This window comes from Pelosinus sp. sgz500959, from assembly GCF_042610375.1.
Lineage (GTDB): Bacteria > Bacillota > Negativicutes > DSM-13327 > DSM-13327 > CTSoil-075.
Map to the genome: position 1 here is coordinate 1 of NZ_JBGJZL010000014.1, position 21,555 is coordinate 21,555.

General features: G+C 36.6%; 16 protein-coding genes and 2 tRNA genes. All 18 read right to left on the reverse strand.

Annotated elements, in window-relative coordinates; all coding sequences use genetic code 11:
- Window positions 1-611 precede the first annotated feature (611 nt).
- The 18 genes from ACAN52_RS18055 to ACAN52_RS18140 all read right to left on the reverse strand — a co-directional run bounded on the left by ACAN52_RS18055 (window position 612) and on the right by ACAN52_RS18140 (window position 21,396).
- Window positions 612-2,072: a hypothetical protein gene (locus tag ACAN52_RS18055; protein ID WP_378956362.1), complete on the reverse strand. Its 1,461-nt coding sequence runs from the start codon at window positions 2,070-2,072 to the stop codon at window positions 612-614.
- Window positions 2,073-2,102: 30 nt separating this feature from the next.
- A complete protein-coding gene (locus ACAN52_RS18060) occupies window positions 2,103-2,960 on the reverse strand; it encodes a PHP domain-containing protein (RefSeq protein ID WP_378956363.1) in 858 nt (285 codons plus the stop codon).
- A gap of 87 nt (window positions 2,961-3,047) precedes the next feature.
- Window positions 3,048-4,079, reverse strand: coding sequence for a PIN domain-containing protein (locus tag ACAN52_RS18065; protein ID WP_378956364.1), 1,032 nt, complete (start codon window positions 4,077-4,079; stop codon window positions 3,048-3,050).
- Between the two features lie 116 nt (window positions 4,080-4,195).
- A complete protein-coding gene (locus ACAN52_RS18070; RefSeq protein ID WP_378956365.1) occupies window positions 4,196-4,813 on the reverse strand; it encodes a hypothetical protein in 618 nt (205 codons plus the stop codon).
- A 27-nt stretch (window positions 4,814-4,840) separates the two neighbouring features.
- The gene (locus ACAN52_RS18075) at window positions 4,841-8,023 is read right to left on the reverse strand and encodes a type I restriction endonuclease subunit R (protein WP_378956367.1); all 3,183 of its coding nucleotides are present in this window, start codon (window positions 8,021-8,023) and stop codon (window positions 4,841-4,843) included.
- On the reverse strand, window positions 8,024-9,268 hold the full coding sequence (locus ACAN52_RS18080) for a restriction endonuclease subunit S (protein WP_378956368.1): 1,245 nt from the start codon (window positions 9,266-9,268) through the stop codon (window positions 8,024-8,026).
- Window positions 9,258-10,736, reverse strand: coding sequence for an N-6 DNA methylase (locus tag ACAN52_RS18085; RefSeq protein ID WP_378956369.1), 1,479 nt, complete (start codon window positions 10,734-10,736; stop codon window positions 9,258-9,260). The genes ACAN52_RS18080 and ACAN52_RS18085 overlap by 11 nt, the downstream gene beginning before the upstream one ends.
- Before the next feature lie 11 nt (window positions 10,737-10,747).
- Window positions 10,748-12,325, reverse strand: a complete 1,578-nt coding sequence (locus ACAN52_RS18090; RefSeq protein WP_378956370.1) for a restriction endonuclease subunit S — start codon at window positions 12,323-12,325, stop codon at window positions 10,748-10,750.
- A gap of 316 nt (window positions 12,326-12,641) precedes the next feature.
- The gene (locus ACAN52_RS18095; RefSeq protein ID WP_378956371.1) at window positions 12,642-12,941 is read right to left on the reverse strand and encodes a helix-turn-helix domain-containing protein; all 300 of its coding nucleotides are present in this window, start codon (window positions 12,939-12,941) and stop codon (window positions 12,642-12,644) included.
- Window positions 12,922-13,041: a hypothetical protein gene (locus ACAN52_RS18100; protein ID WP_378956372.1), complete on the reverse strand. Its 120-nt coding sequence runs from the start codon at window positions 13,039-13,041 to the stop codon at window positions 12,922-12,924. Before ACAN52_RS18100 ends, ACAN52_RS18095 begins: the two co-directional genes overlap by 20 nt.
- Before the next feature lie 244 nt (window positions 13,042-13,285).
- Window positions 13,286-13,371, reverse strand: a tRNA-Leu gene (locus ACAN52_RS18105).
- 49 nt (window positions 13,372-13,420) lie between these two features.
- Window positions 13,421-13,506: transfer RNA gene (locus ACAN52_RS18110), tRNA-Leu, on the reverse strand.
- 88 nt (window positions 13,507-13,594) lie between these two features.
- A complete protein-coding gene (locus tag ACAN52_RS18115) occupies window positions 13,595-15,268 on the reverse strand; it encodes a peptide ABC transporter substrate-binding protein (RefSeq protein WP_378956373.1) in 1,674 nt (557 codons plus the stop codon).
- Window positions 15,269-15,281: 13 nt separating this feature from the next.
- Window positions 15,282-15,848, reverse strand: coding sequence for a lytic transglycosylase domain-containing protein (locus ACAN52_RS18120; protein ID WP_378956374.1), 567 nt, complete (start codon window positions 15,846-15,848; stop codon window positions 15,282-15,284).
- A gap of 40 nt (window positions 15,849-15,888) precedes the next feature.
- Entirely contained in the window at window positions 15,889-16,479 is a 591-nt protein-coding gene (gene coaE / locus ACAN52_RS18125) for a dephospho-CoA kinase (protein ID WP_378956375.1), read from the reverse strand.
- 32 nt (window positions 16,480-16,511) lie between these two features.
- Complete coding sequence (gene mutM / locus ACAN52_RS18130) at window positions 16,512-17,336, reverse strand: DNA-formamidopyrimidine glycosylase (RefSeq protein WP_378956376.1); 825 nt, start codon at window positions 17,334-17,336, stop codon at window positions 16,512-16,514.
- A gap of 25 nt (window positions 17,337-17,361) precedes the next feature.
- Window positions 17,362-19,986: a DNA polymerase I gene (gene polA, locus ACAN52_RS18135; protein ID WP_378956377.1), complete on the reverse strand. Its 2,625-nt coding sequence runs from the start codon at window positions 19,984-19,986 to the stop codon at window positions 17,362-17,364.
- 195 nt (window positions 19,987-20,181) lie between these two features.
- Complete coding sequence (locus ACAN52_RS18140) at window positions 20,182-21,396, reverse strand: L,D-transpeptidase family protein (RefSeq protein ID WP_378956378.1); 1,215 nt, start codon at window positions 21,394-21,396, stop codon at window positions 20,182-20,184.
- Window positions 21,397-21,555 lie beyond the last annotated feature (159 nt).

Consider the following 21,555-nt stretch of genomic DNA (forward strand, 5'->3'; position numbering starts at 1 on the left):
ACGCATACAATAGAACTATTATTCTATTGCACAAACCTATATTATTTGTAATTTAATTACATAGCGGCTACATACTACTAACACGCATTCCTTTAGGCTTGCCAACCTATCTAATGGATAATATTTCAATTCAAATTCACAAACAAATTAATCGACCTAATAAGTGGAGATACTATCCCCCCTATTTCACCGCCCATAAACAGCAAAAAAGACCTACAAGCAAAATGCTCATAAGTCTTATCATTTAAGAATGGTGCGGTAGAATGGATTTGAACCATCACGAGGTTGCCCCCGCCAGCCCCTCAAGTCTACGAAAGAGCTTTTACCATATTATACAAGTCATAAAAACTCGTGCAGAATGGGGTCTTAAGCTAAGCAAAATATCATCGCACGCCTTATGCGTTATTATTCTCATCTCGCATACCATTATAACTACCAAAAATATTCAATCGATAAAAAATATATTGTGTCTCCATAGTGTCTCCAAATGTGTTGGTGTATTTTTGGGTGGTACCAATTCACCAAATCATGCACCATAAATAATATTATACCACACATCAACTTTCAAGGAGGCATCATCCATATATAATTCTTCACACAAAGCTCAATACTTAAAACTCATTAAACAACTTATATTTATCAAATCTCAGTTTTATCGCTTCACTTCCACCTTCTAAATTATTTAAAACTTCTTTTACGATATTATCATTATCTAGTGAACCATTAACCTCTATACAACCATATTGACCATCATATTTTAAAACTAAAATATTCTCAGAATCTGAAGCGACTGGTATATTTGCATTATGCGTTGATATAATAATTTGTCTAATTGCTTTTGATTTTCTAAACTCGCTAACTAATGTATTAAAAATATAATTATTATCTAAATCATCTTCTGGTTGATCCATTAATAGCGTCCTATTATCTCCCAAATTATGTGCTACATTTAAAATCAACAATAATAGAGCCACCGAATTTTGTCCCATCGAAATTCGTTGTGAATTTTTAAATAGTTCAGGATACTCCTTATTGCCAGCATGTATGTTATATTCCATTTCAATTTCTAAATCTGTAACTATACACAATTCATCTGGTGAAATACATCGACTAATATCATTTAATATATTTTCTATATCCTCTACCGAAGATAAATTATAATCTTTTATAACTTTTTCTATTTTTCTATCAAACAAAAGAATAAAAAAATCAAATTGGGATTTTACACTTATAAATTCTATCACTCTTTCTAATAGCTTTCTAACTTTGACTTGGTAAGCATAGTATTTACCTTTTTCCCGTATGATTTCTTGAGGAAAATACTTTAGTAATGCTTCTCGACTGTCATTCTTTATGCCTTTTTTCAAATGTAGTTTGACCTTCCCCCTTAACAGCCCATTGAGTTCATCTATCATATTTTTATATAAAATAAATTCATTATCTTTTGCCTTCGATATAATATTATGATATAAAATTATTTCCTGAAGATAATCTTCATCTATTAAAAATGTTTTTAAATCTTTTACATCTCTTTTATCTTCATACTCCACCATAATTTCTTTTATTTTTCCAATATTAGCTGAGATCATTAATTGATTTTTCTTATATTCTTTATTCTTTTTCCACTTTAAAAACTCTTCTACGATAGAAAGTATATTATTCGGGTCTCTTTGAAATTTCGATAGGTCACCTTGCATATATCCCGTTCCAATAAAAAGGAGTAAGGCACTTTTTTCAGCAACATCTGCTAATTGAAACTTATATCCGTTATTTCCTTTTTGAATATATATTTTAAATTTCGACGCATTTTTGTACTGACCATTTACATAACTATCTATTTCTAACTTAAAGTTATAATAGATAGCATAATTTTGACCTTTGTATCGAATATAAATTATAGCTTCTGAAAATCTATCTTTTATATGATCAAATTCTTCATCTGTTCCAAATTTAAGAATATGTAGAATAATTTGTAATATAGTTGATTTTCCCGTTCCTCTTCCCCCAATAATACAATTCATTTCAGGATGAAAAGAAATCAAAGTGTACTGATTACAATAATTTTTTCCCAAAAATTCACTGTCGATAGCAGCTCCAATAATCTATGGATAGTTTTTCTCTTCTTCATTTTCTATAATTCTCATTGTGTGATCTTTTAATGCCATTTTCAAAGCGTCAAAGGATATACTTGATAATTTAGCCAAAGAAAAGGCCTGTCCTATAGCCTTTCCACTCTTGGCAACATATTGATTGTTAATAGTGAGTCCATGTGAATCGGAAAACTTATAAAAACCTAGCCGCTCTCCAGCTTGTTTATAAGTATAATTTCCAAATTTTTCTCTAATTATTTTTTTATTATAATCATTTACAATTTGAATTCCATAAAGAAACTTAGATTGCAGTATTTTAGCTAAAGATTGTCCTGAAAACTCTAATTCTGATTTACCCTTTTTACATAAAGACAATAGAAATCCAGCTTCCGCATCTGCATGTGCTAATAATGCAAAGCCGCCAAATTCTCCAATAATATCTATTAATTTTGCTGGTCCATATAAATCAGCCATTTCTTCACCATTAGCAAATCCTATTTTCTTCAAAAAGTCATTTTGTTGATCTTCTCGAAAATCATCATTAAAAATAGCCAATAAATGTTTTGAAAAGCAAGTTATCTCTATTCCACATAAAATAAGTAACTCGCTGTATTTATCGTACTGTTCTTTAATTTTTTTAATTTGATTATATCCTTCAAAAGTATTATGGTCTGTTATTGCAATAATTTTCAAATCATGTTCTAAAACTTCATTTAGAATTGATAAGTAGCAGTTTTCTTCATTTTTATTGTTCTTATCATAATCAGAAGAAGCTGGAGAATGTATATGTAAATCAAATCTAATAATCTGTGTTCCATTATTGCTGTTTAAAATTTCTTTATATATTTTCGCAACTTCTTGACTATTCATACTTTACTCCTTTCTGACTGTATTTATGATATAAAAACAGTCAGATATTGAATATTTTACCGTGATAAGTCTATTAAACCAGACTATTCATGTATCCAGCATATCCCACTCTTCGCCTAGAATCCAGCGTAGCGCGGAAAGTTTACCGTTAATCATTCCCCATTCAAAATCATCCCATGGACCAAGATTTTCTAACCCATATTTCTTTTCAACCTTTTCCGCTGACTTGAGTGCCCCCTCCCATATGTCACGTTGAATAGGTCGCCGCGTGTGATCTTTGACTGGAAAGGTTTCCTTCTCAACAATCTTGACTTTACCCCGCTCAATTAGTTGCCGTGTAACTTGATGGCGATTATACCAAACTTTGTTTACTAGTTCGTCGATTGTATCTACAATTTGCGTAAGCCCCCTGGGTTCTTCAACCCATTCTTGCTCACTCATCAGATTATTAAATTCTTCTGGCTGAATGTGTTGTAACGCTTCGCTCAAATTAATAAAGTAAAATGACTTCGCCCGTGAAAAACAATCTGCTATATCTGGATGTGGCAGTTTTTGATTGGCACTTGGATGGCTAAAATCACTAGTATTATGCGAAATAAATGCAAAATGATTTCCACTCGCGGCTTGCGCTCCCTTCACATCTGTATATACCTCAATCAGAATGGCATCCCCGATACTATTTCGTTGTTTGTGAAAAGGAGCGCGCTTATCAATGGCACGCTGCGCTGCGCGTAGCTTCACAGAATCAGAAATTTCGATAATAGGCGTGCATTCGAATAACTTTTCGATCCGACTGACCGTATCCACAGCCGCCTCACCTAAGGTTGGAAGCCGATGATCAACATCATTAAGTTGCGACAACACTATTTTCTTCTGCTCAGGGTCGCCAAATACTTCCACAACTTCTTTGACACGTTTTAAGGTACTAGACAGACTACGGCTACTTTCCTCGATAATACGCACTTTATTGCGAGCAAATTCATCGACCACGGTACGAGGCAAAATAAGTGCTATATCTCCCCGTCGAATAAATTCTTCTAGCATAGCTAGAAGATCCCGTTGCTGGTAATTCTTAGCGAGATCAAGCCATACACAGGTATCTATAAGAATCTCAAACACTTGATATTTACCCCTTCCCTATTTCTCTAATAAATTTCAACATAACAACCATCTTGGCAACGGAACCTAATATTATTCAATATTTAATCCCGTCATACTAATTCCACTAAAATCGCTTACATCGCTACCGATTTATTATCTGCCTCATATCGTTCAATATAATTCAGCACACCTCTAACAATGTCTTCATTCTTTTTATCTGACGCAAACCAAACATTAGACCGCCCGATACCCCCAGATGTCGTAGATGATGCTTTAGGAATGTGGAATCTTCTCTGCCGATATGGCAATAAGGTACAATCAACAGCTCTTGCTTGAATATTATAATAGCAGTCATCATAACCTCTGTCCGTATCAAGGTCTGGTTCCTTCCAATGACGGTAGACTCTAGCATTTTTATACCAGCCAACGATATATACCTTACCATGATCGGGATCTCTAGCGAGCCACACTACCGTTATTCCATCAATCCAATCATCTTGTTTTGATGCACCTAAGTTTTCTATTCTAATCTGACTTTGACACATGACAAAACCTTGGCAAACATCTACATAGCCATCATCTTTATCAGAAGGAAAATAAGGCTCTTCCACAATCGTTTCAATAGAAAAATTATGAATTTCTGATCCAGTATTATTATCATCTACATATGAACCGCCACCTCGAATACGATCACCATTAGCAAGCCCCTGATAGTAATCCATCCAACCGACTAAACAAAATAATACTGTCACAACAATCCCTCCATCTACTTTTTATCCCTACTCTTCAGCCACCTTCAACTTTTCACTTTTTATTGGCTGATACCGATACTCGTTACTCTCATTCTGACACATCAGTTTAGTCTGTTCCATGACGATGTCTACTGCTTTTGCTGTTTTATCTGGTGGATAGCCGTATTTTTTTAGTAGGCGTTTAATCGTCATTTTCATTTTAGCCTGCACATTCTCGCGGATGGCCCAATCTACGCTGATGTTATTCTTAATCGAAACGGTTAAATCCCGGGCTATCTGTTTCAATATATCTTCGCCCATGATTTCTTTTGCAGATTCATTATCAGATAGTGCATCATAAAAGGCTAACTCATCAGGGGTTAATCCTGTGCTTTCACCGCGTTTTTCAGCTTCGCTGATTTCTTTGGCAAGGGCAATTAGCTCCATAATAACTTGAGTCGTTTCGATGGCGCGATTCTGATATTTCCTGATAGCAGCTTCTAATAACTCCGAGAATTTTTTAGATTGTACCAAGTTGCGCTTCGAAAAGCTCTTGATATTACCCTTTAACAGTCTGTTCAATAGTTCTACTGCTAAGTTCTTCTGTTTCATTCCCTTGACTTCTTTAAGAAACTCATCAGAAAGGATCGCAAGATTAGGTTTGGTAAGACCTACAGAACCTAAAATATCAACGACTTCATTGGAAGATATCGATTTTGAAATCAACTGGTTTAGCTCACTATCAAGTTGAGCCGTTGTTTTCTTTTTGTTATCATCACTAATAATCTTAACAAGGCTGGCTTTAACTGCCTTATGAAAGCCAACTTCAATATTTAATCGTTCCGCAATCTCAGTCGTTGCACATAGAGAATAGGCTCTTGTTAGTTCTGTTACTAAAGTAATGTAGTCATTTTTCCTTTGATCACGAAATTCAATAATAAAGTCCATGGTTTCCACAATCGCTTGCATCTTTTCACTAGGCTTACCTTTAAAAAATTTGCGATAGTCATGATTATGTAACAACTCTTTGATCAGATCGTGTTTTTCTAAAAGTACTTGTGCAGCCATATCAGCGTCAACACCAGTGGTTTTTTTGTCACTTTCTGTATATTGGGAAAGGGCTTGTTTTAGATTTTCCGCAATGCCGATATAGTCAACAATGAGTCCACCCTGTTTTTCTTTAAATACGCGGTTAACCCTCGCAATAGCTTGCATTAGATTATGTCCTTGCATTGGCTTATCAATATACATGGTATGCATACTCGGCACATCAAAACCAGTAAGCCACATATCACGAACGATAACTAGTTGTAATTCATCCTGTTTGTCTTTCATCCGTTTAGCCATGGTTTCACGATTCGCTTTTGTCCCAATAAACGGTTGCCAATCAACAGGATCAGAGGAGCTACCTGTCATAACTATTTTGATTTTCCCACTCATCAAGTCATCACTGTGCCAGCCAGGTCGAAGGGCTATAATCTCTTTGTAGAGATCAATGGCAATCCTCCTACTCATAGCAACAATCATGGCTTTACCGCCTTCTGTTTCTTGAGCCTGTTCACGTTTTTCAAAATGCTCTACGATATCTTTAGCAATCAGTTTCACACGCTCACTTGCACCCACGATAGCCTCAAGCCTAGCCCATTTGCTCTTGAGCTGTTCTTTTTGGCTATACTCTTGATATTCAGTAATATCATCATATTCACTATCAATTTGAGGTTTTAGATCATCAGGAAGCTCTAGCTTGGCAATGCGACTTTCATAGAATATTTTAACTGTCGTTCCATCTTCCACAGCTCGTGTCATATCATAAACATCAATATAATCACCAAATACCGCACGAGTATTCTTATCTGTGAGTTCTACAGGTGTACCAGTAAAGCCAATATAGGAAGCATGCGGCAAACTATCACGCATATATTTGGCATAGCCATATTTCACATCGGCTGCATCATCGTTTTTAACAACATCTGCACCAAATCCATATTGACTCCGGTGGGCTTCATCTGCCATTACAATGACGTTTTTACGATTTGTTAATACAGGTGCACTATCACCTTTCTCCTCTGGAGCAAACTTATGAATGGTAGTAAAAATAATACCTCCACTGGTACGATTATTCAGTAGCTCCCGTAAATTCCCTCTGTCAGCTGCTTGCACTGGAATGCTACGCAGAAGATCCTTACACTTTAAAAATGTACCAAAAAGTTGATCATCAAGATCATTTCTATCAGTGATGACTACAATAGTCGGATTCTCTAGTTCCTCACTGATAACAAGTTTTGCCGTGTAAAAAACCATGGAAAGGGATTTTCCTGATCCTTGAGTATGCCAAACAACACCAATGCGCCTATCACCATCGTCCATAGTAGCACGTTCGGTACTCTCCACTGCTTTATTAACAGCGTGATATTGATGATAACCAGCAAGGATTTTGAAGGTGTCCTTACCATCACTTTGGAATAATACAAACTGTTTGATAATGTCTAGGAAACGCTCTCGTTCAAACATTCCCTTAATGAGTACTTCTAATTGTGGAATTGTATTGGGTGCAACGCCTTCGCCATCAATCGTCCGCCATGCCATAAATCGATCCTCATCAGAAGTAATAGTTCCTGCTCTAGCATTGATTCCGTCGCTAGTTACCATGAATGAGTTATATGTAAAAAGGGAAGGGATCGCCATTTTATATGTTTGCAGCTGATTGTAGGCATCAGTTATGTCTACATTTTCATCACTGGCACTTTTCAGTTCAATGACAACTAGAGGAATACCATTAACAAAAACAATTACATCCGGTCGTTTTTCCACGCCATGTTCGTTAATAGTAAATTGGTTCGCTACCATAAAATCATTATTCAGCGGTTTTTCAAAGTCAAATACATAGGCTTTCTCGGTGCGATAACTAGCGTCAAATTGCTTGACCTGTACGTCAATACCATCCGTAATCATCTTTTGGAAAGCCTTGTTATTTATGAGTAGGCTTGGACTGTTAGGTACTGCGATTTGCCGATAAGCATCTTCAATGGCACTTGTAGGTAGTTTAGGATTAATGCGCCCTAGAGCTTCTTTGATTCGTTCTCCAAGAATAACATCGCAGTAATCTTCCCGTTCAGCATATTCACCATCGGGGGCAATATCAGGAGCAAAGATAATTTCATAGCCTAATTCTTCAAACCATTCAAGGGTAGCTTCTTCAAGATGAGACTCGCAGAAATTATTCTTAGCCATTTATTGCACCTCCTGTATGGGAACTCTTATTTCGCCTGACATTAATTTTGGAAGTAGTGAGTCACGCATAGTGGTAAGAGTTTGATTTTGAATAAGATTATTTTCAATTTTCATAAACAATTCATCAAACAACATAGAATTTAATATATCATCTGGTGGTATTACAATATTTATTTTTGAAATAGTATCTTTACTCAAATTTTGTTGTGCTGCACCAACAGCTAAACCTTCGATATAGATCTGATTGTACAATAGCCATAAATATAAATAAATCGATTTATTAGCACCATCACAAATCATAGCGCAACACGCCTGATTTGTACTTGCTTCAAAACGTAAAAGCCCAACTTTTCCAGCCGTCGCACCATACATGGCCACTAGCACAGCATTATATGGCAATAATCTCGCCGAACTATTCTTTAACCCTTCGAATGAAATAAATTCTTTATTTGAAATTATAGGTGCATTGCTAATTTCACCTGTTTTAATCCAAGGCACGTCATTACTATTCCAATATTCTTTAGTTTTTCTACTTGGAGTTCCACCACTTTTCATATCTAAAGTAAATTTGTCAATTGTTCTAACGCTCCAACCCTTAGGTATCTTCCCTAACTCACTGTCCTCAAACTCGCCATCTTGAAAAGGCTCAAAATCCACAAACCAGCTTTTGAAAATAGCCTGCGCCATTTCTTCCAGAGTTTTGTTGATGCGGTTGTTGAGTTCGATTTTTTCATCGAGGCAGGATAGCGTGTCGGCAATGGCTTTTTGTTCACACAGGAATGGAAGTGTTATATTTAAATTTTCAATCATTTTTTTTGTTAGTGCATTTCTTGTTCCACCTATTCCAGCAATAGATAATAGATATGTTTTGTTATTCTGTAAATAATATAAAATATACTTATTATAAACTTGATTTTGACTCCCTCTTATAATAGCTACATGTTGATTGACTCTTGCAGGCAGCATTTCTTTTGGAACAATACAGCTTCTTGCAACAGAATCGCCTGTAATATTTAACAGCACATCACCTTCCTCAAGAGTCACATTATTAAGTTTTTTTGCTTGTATCTCATTTATATAAACTAATCCATTATTTGAAAAATTTAAATCTAATACATTTTGACTTCTGATTAATGAAATCCCATTGTCGCAGTAGGCATTCGCTCCCCCTGTTGGAGTTGCTCCACTTCCTATTTTGGAACAAACTTCCCACAGTTTAACTTCTTTCCACTCACTAAAACTCATACCCAATTGCCCCCAATCGCTGCTTGATTTCTTCCTCTAGTTTATGGGACTTAACAAACATTTCACTAAGCTCACCAGTAAGCCTTGTCATCTTTTCATCAAAAGGCTCGCCATCATCTTCTATTTCTTCAATGCCGACATATCTGCCTGGGGTTAAAATATATTCGTGTCCTCTAACTTCTTCAATATTAGCTGATTTACAGAATCCCTGTATATCTTCATATCCATTTTCATCCCGCCAATTATGATATGTATCATATATCTGCTTAATTTCCTCATCAGATAACGTCCTATGCTTACGAGTAATCATCGTTCCCATTTTTCGAGCATCAATAAATAGTATTTTATCCTTGCGATTTTCTCTTTTCTTAGAAATAAACCAGAGACAAACGGGAATTGTTACATTATAAAAAAGGTTCGGTGGCATGGTAATAATACAGTCCACTAATCCAGCTTCAATAATATTTTTTCTAATTTCAGTTTCTTGCTTTGTTGATGTACTCATAGAACCATTCGCCAATACAAATCCAGCAATTCCGTTAGGAGATAACTTGCTAATAATGTGCTCGATCCAAGCATAGTTGGCATTGTTTTGTGGTGGCAGACCATATTTCCAGCGAACATCATCTTGTATCAAGGTATAATCGCTGACGTTAAATGGTGGATTTGCCAAAATATAATCGGCTCTTAAATTTTTGTGCAGATCATTACCGAAGGTATCTGCATCTCTTTCGCCCAAGTTCCCATCGATACCACGAATTGCAAGGTTCATTTTACACAGTCTCCAAGTGGTAGCTGTATACTCTTGACCGAAGACGTGAATATTATCTTTTGCCCCTTGATGCTCCTCAACAAAGCGTTGGGATTGGACAAACATCCCCCCTGAACCGCAACAAGGATCATATACCCTGCCTTTATAAGGTTCAATCATACCAACAAGAAGTTTAACAATTGTCGGCGGAGTATAAAACTCGCCTTCACTTGAACCAAATTTACCTAAGAAATATTCATAAACTCTACCGAGAATATCCTGTGCTTTTGCTTTCTTATCTCCTAAATTAAACGAGAATAAGTCGATCAATTCTCCTAGCTTGGTTTTGTCCAATTCTGGACGAGCATAGTTTTTTGGCAAAACACCTTTTAGATTTTTATTTTCTCGTTCAATGGCAATCATGGCTTCATCAATAATTTGACCAATTGCGCTTTGCTTAGCACTTTTCTTTATAAATTCCCATCTGGCACTTGGTGGCACAAAGAAAATGTTATCCTCAACATAAGCATCCCGATCTTCTTCAAAACCTTCACCATCAGCAACCAAGTCATTGAACTTTTCTTCAAAACTATCTGAGATGTATTTTAAAAATATCAAACCTAAAATAACATCCTTATAATCTGATGGCTGAAGATTACCTCTTAATTTATCTGCCATTTCCCATAATTTGTTTTCAAACTCTAAATTTACAGCCATGATTGACCCTCCTAAATTAATTTATTATAAATATTATTTTTTATATTTCCCCATCGATTTTCAGCCTGACTGATGGTGGCTTTATAAATACTTAGCTCCTCATTATAGCTATTGATCATTTTCTCTTGCTCATTGATTGGTATTATAGGGATTTCCATCTCCATAATATCGGAGTGATTGATATTCATGATCGTTGTGCCTCGTTGGAAACTTTTAATCATTGCCATACCAATCGGACTTTCTAAAAACATCTTAATATACTTGCCAAGAACTTGAACCTTAGGTCTTATGATAATTACATTCGCCGAAGCAATTATCACTTTATCTTGCTTTTGGAATACAGCCGACTTAATGGCTGTTCCCCTGCAAGAGAGGACAACATCACCTTCAGCAAGTTCATATCGTTTGATTTTGCGCTCATCTTCTTCGATGGTATCCAAACATGAGTAATTAATTTCGCCATTTTCAATGTTTGAGATGTTTAGTACCGATATATTGCCAATGGTTGTATCCTTTTTGAGAATCGACTTACCTCTAAATACTTCTGCTACGTCTTTCAATTTCATTTTCTCTAGATTAGAGTTTTTGAACTTTTGCATATTCTCATCATCATCAGAGAGCAGTAACTCAATTCTCCAGTCCTCGTGAGACAGTGGGGGTACCCACTTATCATTGTCGGCTACTTCGAGTACATCTCTGTTCATTTGCAAAGTCCCTATTTGAGTACCCCGTAGTATTGTATCCTTAATCGTAAAGAGATAGGTTTTAATGGCTGTCACGGGTCTGAAGGTTCCCTCTGGTAAAATGAAAATTCTTTCTATATTATAATTTTCGTTTATATGAGCTCGTAACTTTTCAAACCCCATACTAGCAAAAGTAATCTTAGCAGGAAGAATGATATCCAATGTTCCCTCTTTCTGCAGATGCTTCAGCATATTTTCCATCCCTATGCCATCACTGTCTCTGGTAAAAAATTGTCCACCTAGTTCGTCTGGTTTATATCCAAAAGAAGGAAACGATAAAATATAATCAAATTTTTCATCTAGCAAAAAATCTGTATAGATTGATTCAAATACAATTTTCACATTTTGGCAATCCATAAACCCCAATTTCAGCAATAAAGCCATCGGCTTCAACTGGGTTGTAAGAGTAATTTTTGAATGTGGAAAGTGATCAATCAGTGCTTTCAAACCAGCTAAATGTTTTTCAGCCTCAGTAATCAACACCTTTTGCGGAATGCAGTCTCTCACTTTACTCTTTATAAAATTTGTCAAATATACTGGCGTAATAACAGTACCCATTCGATCATTTTTAAATATTTCAAGAGCGAACCCGATGAGGTCAATCTCTTTTAGTGCTTCAAAAAATTCGATAAAATCATCTCGATCTGCAGGAAAAAAGCCTAGTTCACTTTCTGTTTCTTGTTTCATAAACTGAAATAATTTTTCTTTATCATCTGCGATATGTAACCGATTATCTAGCCTTTCTACTGTTAATTTAACTCTGAGCATTTCATTTAACAGTTGCTCTCTTGAAGTAATTTGTCTTTGATACATTTTATTTAAGGCCAGATCTATTTTTAATTTCAAGATAATTCTCCTCTCAGGATTTCTTGCATCCTACATTTTTCATTATATTTTTAATGTTTTAGTATGTCAATACTAAAACATTAAAAATATAATGGACTTGCTATTTTTCGCATCTAAGAGGAAGTGATATTTCTTTATCCTTCCATACTTTTACACAAATTCCTCCAAATTCTTCATATTTATTTGTTCATTTGCAAAAACACCAATAATCGACAAAAAAAATCGCTTAAACTAAGTTTAAGCAAATACAATGCATACTTATTTAATTACCTTTAAACTTCTTTGTTTATTTCTTAGCAAACTTAGCATATTTAGCCTACTGAAACTTAATAAAAGCTTCCATAATATACGCCATTGATTCCTCGGTAGCAATCCATTTAAGAAATTCCGGTGGAACATGCTCGAACTTGTCATGCTGCCCTTCTTCACCAAGGATAAATTCGGTGGTGGTCTCAAGAGCTTTTGCCAAATTATCAAGAGTTGTCTCTGAGTACCGTTTAATTTCATTTTGCTCATAGCGTTTGTAAGCACTTTGTGAAATACCTATTTTATTAGCTATTTCTGTTTGCGTTAAGCGAGGCTTTTCTCTTAGATGTCTAATTCTTTGACAATACATCAACCATCCCGGCTTGTAAACAACCGGGTCGATACAAGGCAACAAGCGGTATCATGTCAGAGTATTCTTCAAGCTTCATATCTTTAAACAATTTGGTCATGCCAGAAGACTCAATTTAGAAGCATCCTGTAGCATTAACAGCTCTATACTAAATGTTGGGGTGACCAATTCTAGCAACTGGCATACCTCAACATTTAGTATAGAACCCAATAATCGAATTGAAGTTTTAAAACGAATTTCTTATGATTAACACTACTTTGGATATTTACAGCCATTTTTTATCAGGATTTAAACAACAAAAAAGACCTACAAGCAAAAAGCCTGTAAGTCTATCAATATTGAATTGGTGCGGTAGAATGGATTTGAACCATCACGAGGTTGCCCCCGCCAGCCCCTCAAGCTGGTGCGTCTGCCGTTCCGCCACTACCGCATTGTGTAAATATGCTTGGCATATTCTTTGGTTGTCACTAGGTAAAGCTTGGTGCGGTCGAGAGGACTTGAACCTCCACGAAGTTTCCCTCACTAGAACCTGAATCTAGCGCGTCTGCCGTTCCGCCACGACCGCGTTCGTACAATTCATCAGCGACAAGATCTATATTACCATATGTCAGAATGTTCGTCAAGCATTTTTACATAATAAATAACAAATAATATTATTTGGACATTAATCCCCATTGCCATGCATTCCAAAGATTGCCTGCTGGCGTTGGATTTGAATGATAATTGGCCACAGTTTTTCTCACTGCATCAATGTTACTTCTAAAATACAAAGGTATCACTGGATGTTCTTGGACAATGAGATCTTGGATGCGATAATAGATTTGCTTACGCCCCTCAACATCAATCAGACGTGCTCCTTGCTCTGTTAGCGCATCAATTTCAGGATTTCTCCACCCTGAATAATTTTGTCCATCATACCCATTGGTCCGGCTAGGAATTTTCTTAGAATGCCACAAATTCAAACTATTGGGCTCAATGCCAGCTACCCACGCATATAGAGCTGTTTGGAATCCTCGATTTTTTAATACTTCTGCAAAAAATACTTTTTCATCAACAGGTCTTAACTCTACAGCAACCCCTATTTCTTTTAATTGCTGCACGATCACACTGGCAGCAATCTCTCGCGATCGATTCCCCGTAGGAAATGCTAACGAAAATGCCAGTTTACTACCATCTTTGGTAAAAATCCCGCCATCACCAAGTTTCCATCCTGCCTGTACTAAAAGTTCACGTGCTGCATTTACATCACGGGTTTCTTGTTTGATTCCTGGATTATAAGCCCAAGATAAGGTCGATTGATCTCCCGCGGCTGGACTCCCTGCATTTTTCAGTACATTGGCAACAAGACCTTGCTTATCAATCCCCAATGCAATGGCCTGGCGTACCCGCCCATCTTGAAATAAAGCGTTATCCAAATTAAAATCCAAGTGCTCCCAAATCATATTTGGCGTAATAACGGCTTCAATTCCATCAATATCTTTCACTTGGTCAAGTTGTGCAAAAGGAATATTTGCTACAACATCAACTTCACCAGCTTTTAATTGAATCAGCATAATATTACTATCAGGTATCACTTTATAGACAATCGTATTTAGGTTGGTTTTACCACGGAAATACGCAGCATTTCCTTCAAGTACAACAGCCTCTGCTAAACGCCATTCTTTGAATTTAAAAGGCCCTGTACCAATTGGTGAGCGATTGAATGGAGTTTTATTGATATCACCAGCCACTTCTAAAATATGTTTAGGTAAAATAGCATTAAATAATGCCAGATGAGATGGATAATATTCTTTGAACCTTATAATAACCGTATATGGATCAGGAGTATCAATTGCTTTGATTTTGTCATACCCTTCACGTGATACTACATTCACCTTTGAATTCATAATGGTTTGCCATGTGAACTTAACATCATCTGCATTAAAAACCTTACCATCATGCCACGTAACACCAGAACGAAGTTTATAGGTTATAGTCAAACCATCTCTACTGATTCCGCCATTTTGCAAGGTAGGAACTTCAGTAGCCAAATCAGGGATCCATTCACCTTTATCATTCATTGTGACCAGCCCACTAAAAATGAGGCTGCTTACCTCAGCAGTTGATACTAAATCAGATAGCAGGGGGTTTAAGGTATCAGGCTCTTGCAGGCTACCATATACCAACTGCCCCCCCTGCTTAATTTCACGTTTAGCAGGACTTTGTAGAGAATTGGAACTGCAACCACCCACTAGCAATATCATAATCAACATCGAACATAAAAGCAGACTGTTTTTACACCCAAAAATAATCGTTTTTATTAGTTTTTGTTTTTTTATATGCTGCAAAACAACTCTCTCCTCACCTGCCATATAACTCTTGATAACGTTTCTTGCTGTATAATACTTTATCTACATATTCCTTTGTTTCTAAAAAAGGTATTTTATCAACCTCGTCAAAGGACATGTTCCATTCATATCGTTCCATCCATTGCTTTACATTGCCACGACCACCATTATATGCAGCGAGCATCAGCACTTGATTACCTTTAAATTCTTTTTTCAACGAAGATAAGTACCATGTTCCCATACGAATACTGACTTCAGGACGTTCTAATTGCTCGATGCTAAATTCACTATCGTCCATCTGTTCAGCTACCCATGTGGCTGTTTCAGGCATCATCTGCATTAATCCTAAAGCACCTTTTGGTGATCGTGCTCGCGTATTAAACTTACTTTCAACTTTCATGACACCAGCGATTAAAAAAGGATCAAGTTCTTTTTCTATTGCATAACGATAAATAATGTCCTGATACGGAAAAGGGTATAAATATTTTTTCTGAAACCAGTCACTGGTATATATTCCGTAAACAACCATAAGGACAAAGCCAATAGTTACCAGGATTTTCATCCGGGCCAAAATGTGCAAAACAAATCACTCCGTTATATTTACTATGGATCAATACTTTCTAGTCGATTTTTCGCCACGCTGCAGCAACCTGCATTCTTGCATGCTCAATATCCAAATTATTATTAATTACGACATCAGCTTGCTTAACTTTTTCATCTAAACTCATTTGAGCGTCCACTCGCTCCTGAGCTTGTTGACGTGTTAAGTGATTGCGATCCATCAGTCGAGATAACTGGACTTCTTTCTCTACGTAAACCACCCAAATCCTATCAACCATCTTCCCCCAACCAACTTCAAATAACAAGGGTACATCAAGAACAACAACCTGCTCACCAATGGACTTAGCATGAGCAATGCTCTTTTGCACTTCATTTTCAATGTAAGGGTGTGTTATTTTTTCTAAACATTGACGCTCAGCTTTATCTTTAAAAATTTTTTGCCCCAATACTTCTCGATTAATCCTACCGTCAGGCAGTAAAATTTCATTGCCAAAGTGTGCTACGATATCATGCCAAGCAGGTTCATTGGGCATGACAATTTTTCGAGCAATTTCATCGGCATCAATGATATAAGCTCCAAGTTTCCTTAGCATTGCACTAACAGTACTTTTGCCACTTGCAATGCCCCCCGTTAACCCGATCGTATACATCAAATTTCCTCCACCATACTCTATCCTGATTGCTATTTTTGACACTCTGGACAAAAATGCGTACCGCGTCCAGCAATTGTTTTCCAAAGAATCGGAGTGCCACAAGTAAGACAAGGAGCCATCTTTCGTCCATACACTGCGAGATGATTTTGATGGCTGCCCTTCTTACCATTGCCATCACGATAGTCTCTAAAAGTAGTACCACCATGTGCTATACCATCTGCAATGACTTTATTAATGGCATCAAATAGTCGTTGTATCTCATCATCTGCTAAGCTACTAGCGATTCGTTCAGGGTGAATCGCAGCAATCGCCATGCTCTCATCTACATAAATATTACCTAAGCCACCAATATATTTTTGATTTAAGAGAACGGCCTTAATATTACCATGACGTTTTTTTAGCATATCTGTGAAATATTCCAATGAAAAATCCGCAGACAAAGGTTCAGGTCCCATTGTCGCAAGACCAGAAATACGCCATAGCTCTTCAGGTGGCAGAAGATACAACGTCCCTAGAGTCCGTGTATCTCCATAAATGAGACGATCCCCATTATCTAATTTAAAGATAATACGAGTAAATTTATCACTCTCCATACCAGGACTCACATAACTCAATCTTCCAGTCATTCTAAGATGTACGACCATAATCTGGCGATCGTCCAAATGAAAAAGCAGATATTTGCCACGTCGAGTTAAATCGATGATTTTTTTACCGGTCAACACGGCCTGAAATTCACCCGCCGAAGGCCACTTCACCAATCGTGATAATAAAAACTCCACTTCTTTGATTCTTCGTCCTGCCACTTGTTTGATAAGAGTCCGTCGGATGATTTCTACTTCTGGCATTTCCGGCATAATTGACCTCCTGGTTCATTCTCTATTATTTAGCCTGCGCCCAATTTTTACCGAATTTTACATCGACAACGAGAGGAACCTGCAATTTTACACTTTGTTGCATTGCCTCTTGCACAAGTTTCCCAACTTTCTCAACTTCATCTTTAGGTACTTCTAATACAAGTTCATCGTGAACCTGTAGTAGAACCCGACTTTGTAGTTGTTCACTTTGCAAAGCAAGATGTACGTCAATCATGGCTTTTTTTATAATATCCGCTGCCGTCCCTTGTATGGGAGTATTCATTGCCGTTCTTTCAGCAAAAGACCGTTGATTAAAATTACTGCTATTGATTTCGGGCAAATAGCGCCTTCTCCCAAATAAGGTCGTCACATATCCTTGTTGATGGGCTTCGGCGACAACACGATCGATAAATTCTTTGACGCCATGATATTTAAGAAAATAATTGTGAATATATTGGCCTGCTTCCTTACGACTCACACCAATATCCCGGGATAATCCATAATCACTAATACCGTATATAATACCAAAGTTTACAGCCTTAGCCCTTGAGCGTAGCTCTGCAGTGACTTCATCCATGGATACTTCAAATACTTCGGCCGCAGTACGCGTATGAACATCTTGATTGTGCGCAAAAGATTCCACAAGATTTCCATCACCTGACATATCAGCCAAGATTCGCAGTTCAATCTGAGAATAATCCGCCGACATAATATAATCATACCCTTCACCAGGCACGAAGAGTTCCCTTATTTTTCGACCGGCTTCTGTCCGAATGGGGATATTTTGAAGATTAGGCTCGGAGCTGCTAAGCCGACCAGTCGCAGTGACCATTTGATTAAAAGTAGTATGTATTCGACCAGTATTATGACAAATCAAAGCAGCAAGACCATCTAAATAAGTAGACTTTAATTTCGTCAATATTCGATATTCTAGTATTTTATCAATAATTTCATGCTGACCGACTAATGCTTCCAATACTTCTACATCCGTCGAATATCCGGTTTTAGTCTTTTTGATGACAGGCAGATTCAGTTTTTCAAATAAAATAACGCCCAATTGTTTAGGAGAATTAACATTAAATTTTTCACCAGCACATTGATAAATTTCAATGAGTAAAGCTTCAATTTTCCCTCCAAGGTCATCGGACATGATTTTTAAATAATCAGCATCTACTTTAATACCATAATTTTCTACAGCTGACAACACTTCGACCAAAGGAAGCTCGATTTCATCAAATAACAGATTCAGTTCATTATCAATTAGACCTTGTTGTAAGATAGGATGGAGAGCATGAATGGCTTCAGCAGCCCACACTGCAAACAAGGGTTCTTGAGACATTTTCTCAAATTGTGATTGGCTACCTTGACCAAGATACTGCTCTTTGAGCCTTGCAAGAGTATATTCGCTGGCTGTAGGGTCTAGTAAATAAGCAGCTAAGACAGTATCAAAGACTAACCCTTGCAATTTCGTCCCCATATGAATACAAGTGCTATAAATTTTCTTTGCATCATGAGTAATTTTCATAACAGTTTGATCAGCAAATAATGATAAAACATCTTGCCAAGCTTCACCATCAGCTGGAATAAAAACCGTTTTTCCATCTACCACAACAGCTAACCCTTGCATACTCATCTCAGGTACTTTTCCAGTCACAAGTGCATAAAATTCAAAGATTCCCAGCTGTCGAACTTTGTTAACTATTTTAATTATTTCATCATGTTTCATTAAAATTTCAACATGTGGTAAACTTTCAGGTTCACTTAAACATTGAATTTCAGTTGCTGGAAAAATACTGTCAATCTTGAGAAGTAAACTTTTAAATTCAAATTTAACACATAGTTCTTTCATCTTTTCAGCATCAGGGTGAAATTCAAACTTCTCTGTTACGAATTCAAGGGGCATATCACAAACGATTGTTGCTAATTTTTTTGACAACAAAGCAATATCCCGATTATTACGCAGATTTTCTTGGATTTTTTTGCCAGATACATGTTCAATATTTTCAAGTAGATTTTCAATGGTACCATACTCAATAATGAGTTTTGTTGCTGTTTTTTCACCAATTCCTGGGACTCCAGGAATGTTATCAGAAGCATCTCCCATGAGACCTTTTAGATCGATTTGCTGCTCAGGTGTAACACCATATTTATCTTCAAAAGCTTGTCGATCATATACATCCATATCTGAGATACCTTTTTTAGTCAGCATGACTCGCGTATGAGGGGAAATGAGTTGCAGCGCATCTCGATCTCCAGTCACAATAATGACTTCATGACCAGCTTTTCCGCCTTGAGCCGCGAGAGTTCCGATAATATCATCAGCTTCATAACCAGCTTGCTCAATAGCAGTAATTCCAAGAGCCTCTAGAACTTCCTTCACTAAGGAAAATTGTTGAGATAATTCTCCTGGTGTCGGTTTCCGATGTGCTTTATATTCAGCATATGCTTCATTTCGAAAAGTAATCTTACCTTTATCAAAAGCGACGACCATGAGATCTGGTTTAAGCTCACTTAACAATTTTACCATCATTGTTGTAAAACCATATACAGCATTGGTATATAATCCATTTGCAGTAGTGAGTAGGGGTAAAGCATAAAAAGCTCTATGTACTAAACTACTTCCATCAATAATTACAAATCTACGGGCCATACACCCACCACCTTTAAGAATTTATCTAAGTTCATCTTTAATTAAACGGATTGACATATTCTTCATCATCGTTTTTTGCATAAAGATGGCTTACGTTTAACACGCTCTATTATATTTTGCTAAAAAAGACATAAATCCTTTATATTATTTTTTTAAAGTATAAATTTATTCATAGTAAGACTTAGGGAATCGATTCTATATTGACTGGCTAGGATATGTGACTTCAATATTGTTTTTTCCTTTATTCCAATATACATCTGCGTTAAAATATTCATTAATTTTGGTGATCTGTATATAAGGCTGATCATTGATCAAGAAAACGGGTACGATTTTTTCTTGTATAGTGAAAATATGGTTGACCTCATCATAAGTAAGTTTTTTCCCTAAGGAATCAGAAAGGGCAAGAACTGGTACAGCTAATACACCATCAATGACCTCTGCCGCCCGGCCAAGGATTTTGCCATTAACGACTGTCGTTACTACGTTAATTTCAAGACAATTTTCAGTTGATTTAAAAAGAATTTCTCCACCAAATAACTTTGGAATATTATCCTCACTAATATATACAATATCATTTTTCACCATACTGTTAACAGCACGCTTATCATTCCATACCATTTTGGTTGTTTCATCCAAAATAACATTATTTTTTAAGGCCTTGGCGACAGGCCATACTGGGACATATCGAATATTATCAATAGCTACCGCCCACTCATTTAATAAAGTATCATTGACCTTTATCTTATACACCTGAGCAAAAGGTATCTGTTTATCAGCTTCTTCGCGAATGACTCCCAATAAAAAAGCATCACTCGCCATTCCCCGCAAACCCATTTCTGACATTTTTTCATTTACTTCTGCTAACGTCACTGCTTTGCGCCCATAAACATCAGGATAAATCCCTACTGTGGCCTGCCCATAATTGTCAATTCTCACCTTAATTCGATCATATGTGACTTTAACTGGTGTACCATATTGTACAATTTCAAATAATTCCTCAACATTTTCTTCTAGCATACGGACACAACCATTTGATACAGCCTGACCAATGGACCAAGGTGCATTGTTTCCATGAATCCCATATAACTCTACAAAACCAATCCAGCGATATCCTAAGGGATTATCAGGTCCCGATGGCACACTATAATCACGGCCTGGTGGTACCCATACTGGATTTATCTCTTTATCAATCACTGTAAACTTACCAAGAGGCGTAGGTGTCGAAGATTTTCCAATCGCTACTGGATATTCTTTAATAAAAGTATTACCAGAATATAATTCCAACATACGGCTAGGAAGATTAATAACAATGGCAGGCGAAGCAACATCCTTCAATTGCGCATATCCAGTTGTCATACAAAGCAACAATAACAAAACCGAATACATTATCTTTTTCAGAAAAAATAACATAAGCATACCTTCTTTATATAAATTTCACACAACAATCAATATATATGAAGAATGCTATATGAGTATGACACGATCTAAGGTTATCTCTCATCCCTATCGAACCTCGATAATTTAAAGGATATTATAAAATAAGACTTGGCGCAAGCCAAGTCTTATTTT

Excerpts from the sequence above, each read along its gene's own strand:
- ACAN52_RS18060 (WP_378956363.1), bottom strand. The coding sequence starts at position 2,960 with ATGAATAGTCAAGAAGTTGCGAAAATATATAAAGAAATTTTAAACAGC.
- ACAN52_RS18075 (WP_378956367.1), bottom strand. The coding sequence starts at position 8,023 with ATGGCTAAGAATAATTTCTGCGAGTCTCATCTTGAAGAAGCTACCCTT.
- ACAN52_RS18080 (WP_378956368.1), bottom strand. The coding sequence starts at position 9,268 with ATGAGTTTTAGTGAGTGGAAAGAAGTTAAACTGTGGGAAGTTTGTTCC.
- ACAN52_RS18085 (WP_378956369.1), bottom strand. The coding sequence starts at position 10,736 with ATGGCTGTAAATTTAGAGTTTGAAAACAAATTATGGGAAATGGCAGAT.
- ACAN52_RS18095 (WP_378956371.1), bottom strand. The coding sequence starts at position 12,941 with ATGTATTGTCAAAGAATTAGACATCTAAGAGAAAAGCCTCGCTTAACG.
- ACAN52_RS18100 (WP_378956372.1), bottom strand. The coding sequence starts at position 13,041 with ATGACCAAATTGTTTAAAGATATGAAGCTTGAAGAATACTCTGACATG.
- coaE (WP_378956375.1), bottom strand. The coding sequence starts at position 16,479 with ATGTATACGATCGGGTTAACGGGGGGCATTGCAAGTGGCAAAAGTACT.
- mutM (WP_378956376.1), bottom strand. The coding sequence starts at position 17,336 with ATGCCGGAAATGCCAGAAGTAGAAATCATCCGACGGACTCTTATCAAA.
- polA (WP_378956377.1), bottom strand. The coding sequence starts at position 19,986 with ATGGCCCGTAGATTTGTAATTATTGATGGAAGTAGTTTAGTACATAGA.
- ACAN52_RS18140 (WP_378956378.1), bottom strand. The coding sequence starts at position 21,396 with ATGTTATTTTTTCTGAAAAAGATAATGTATTCGGTTTTGTTATTGTTG.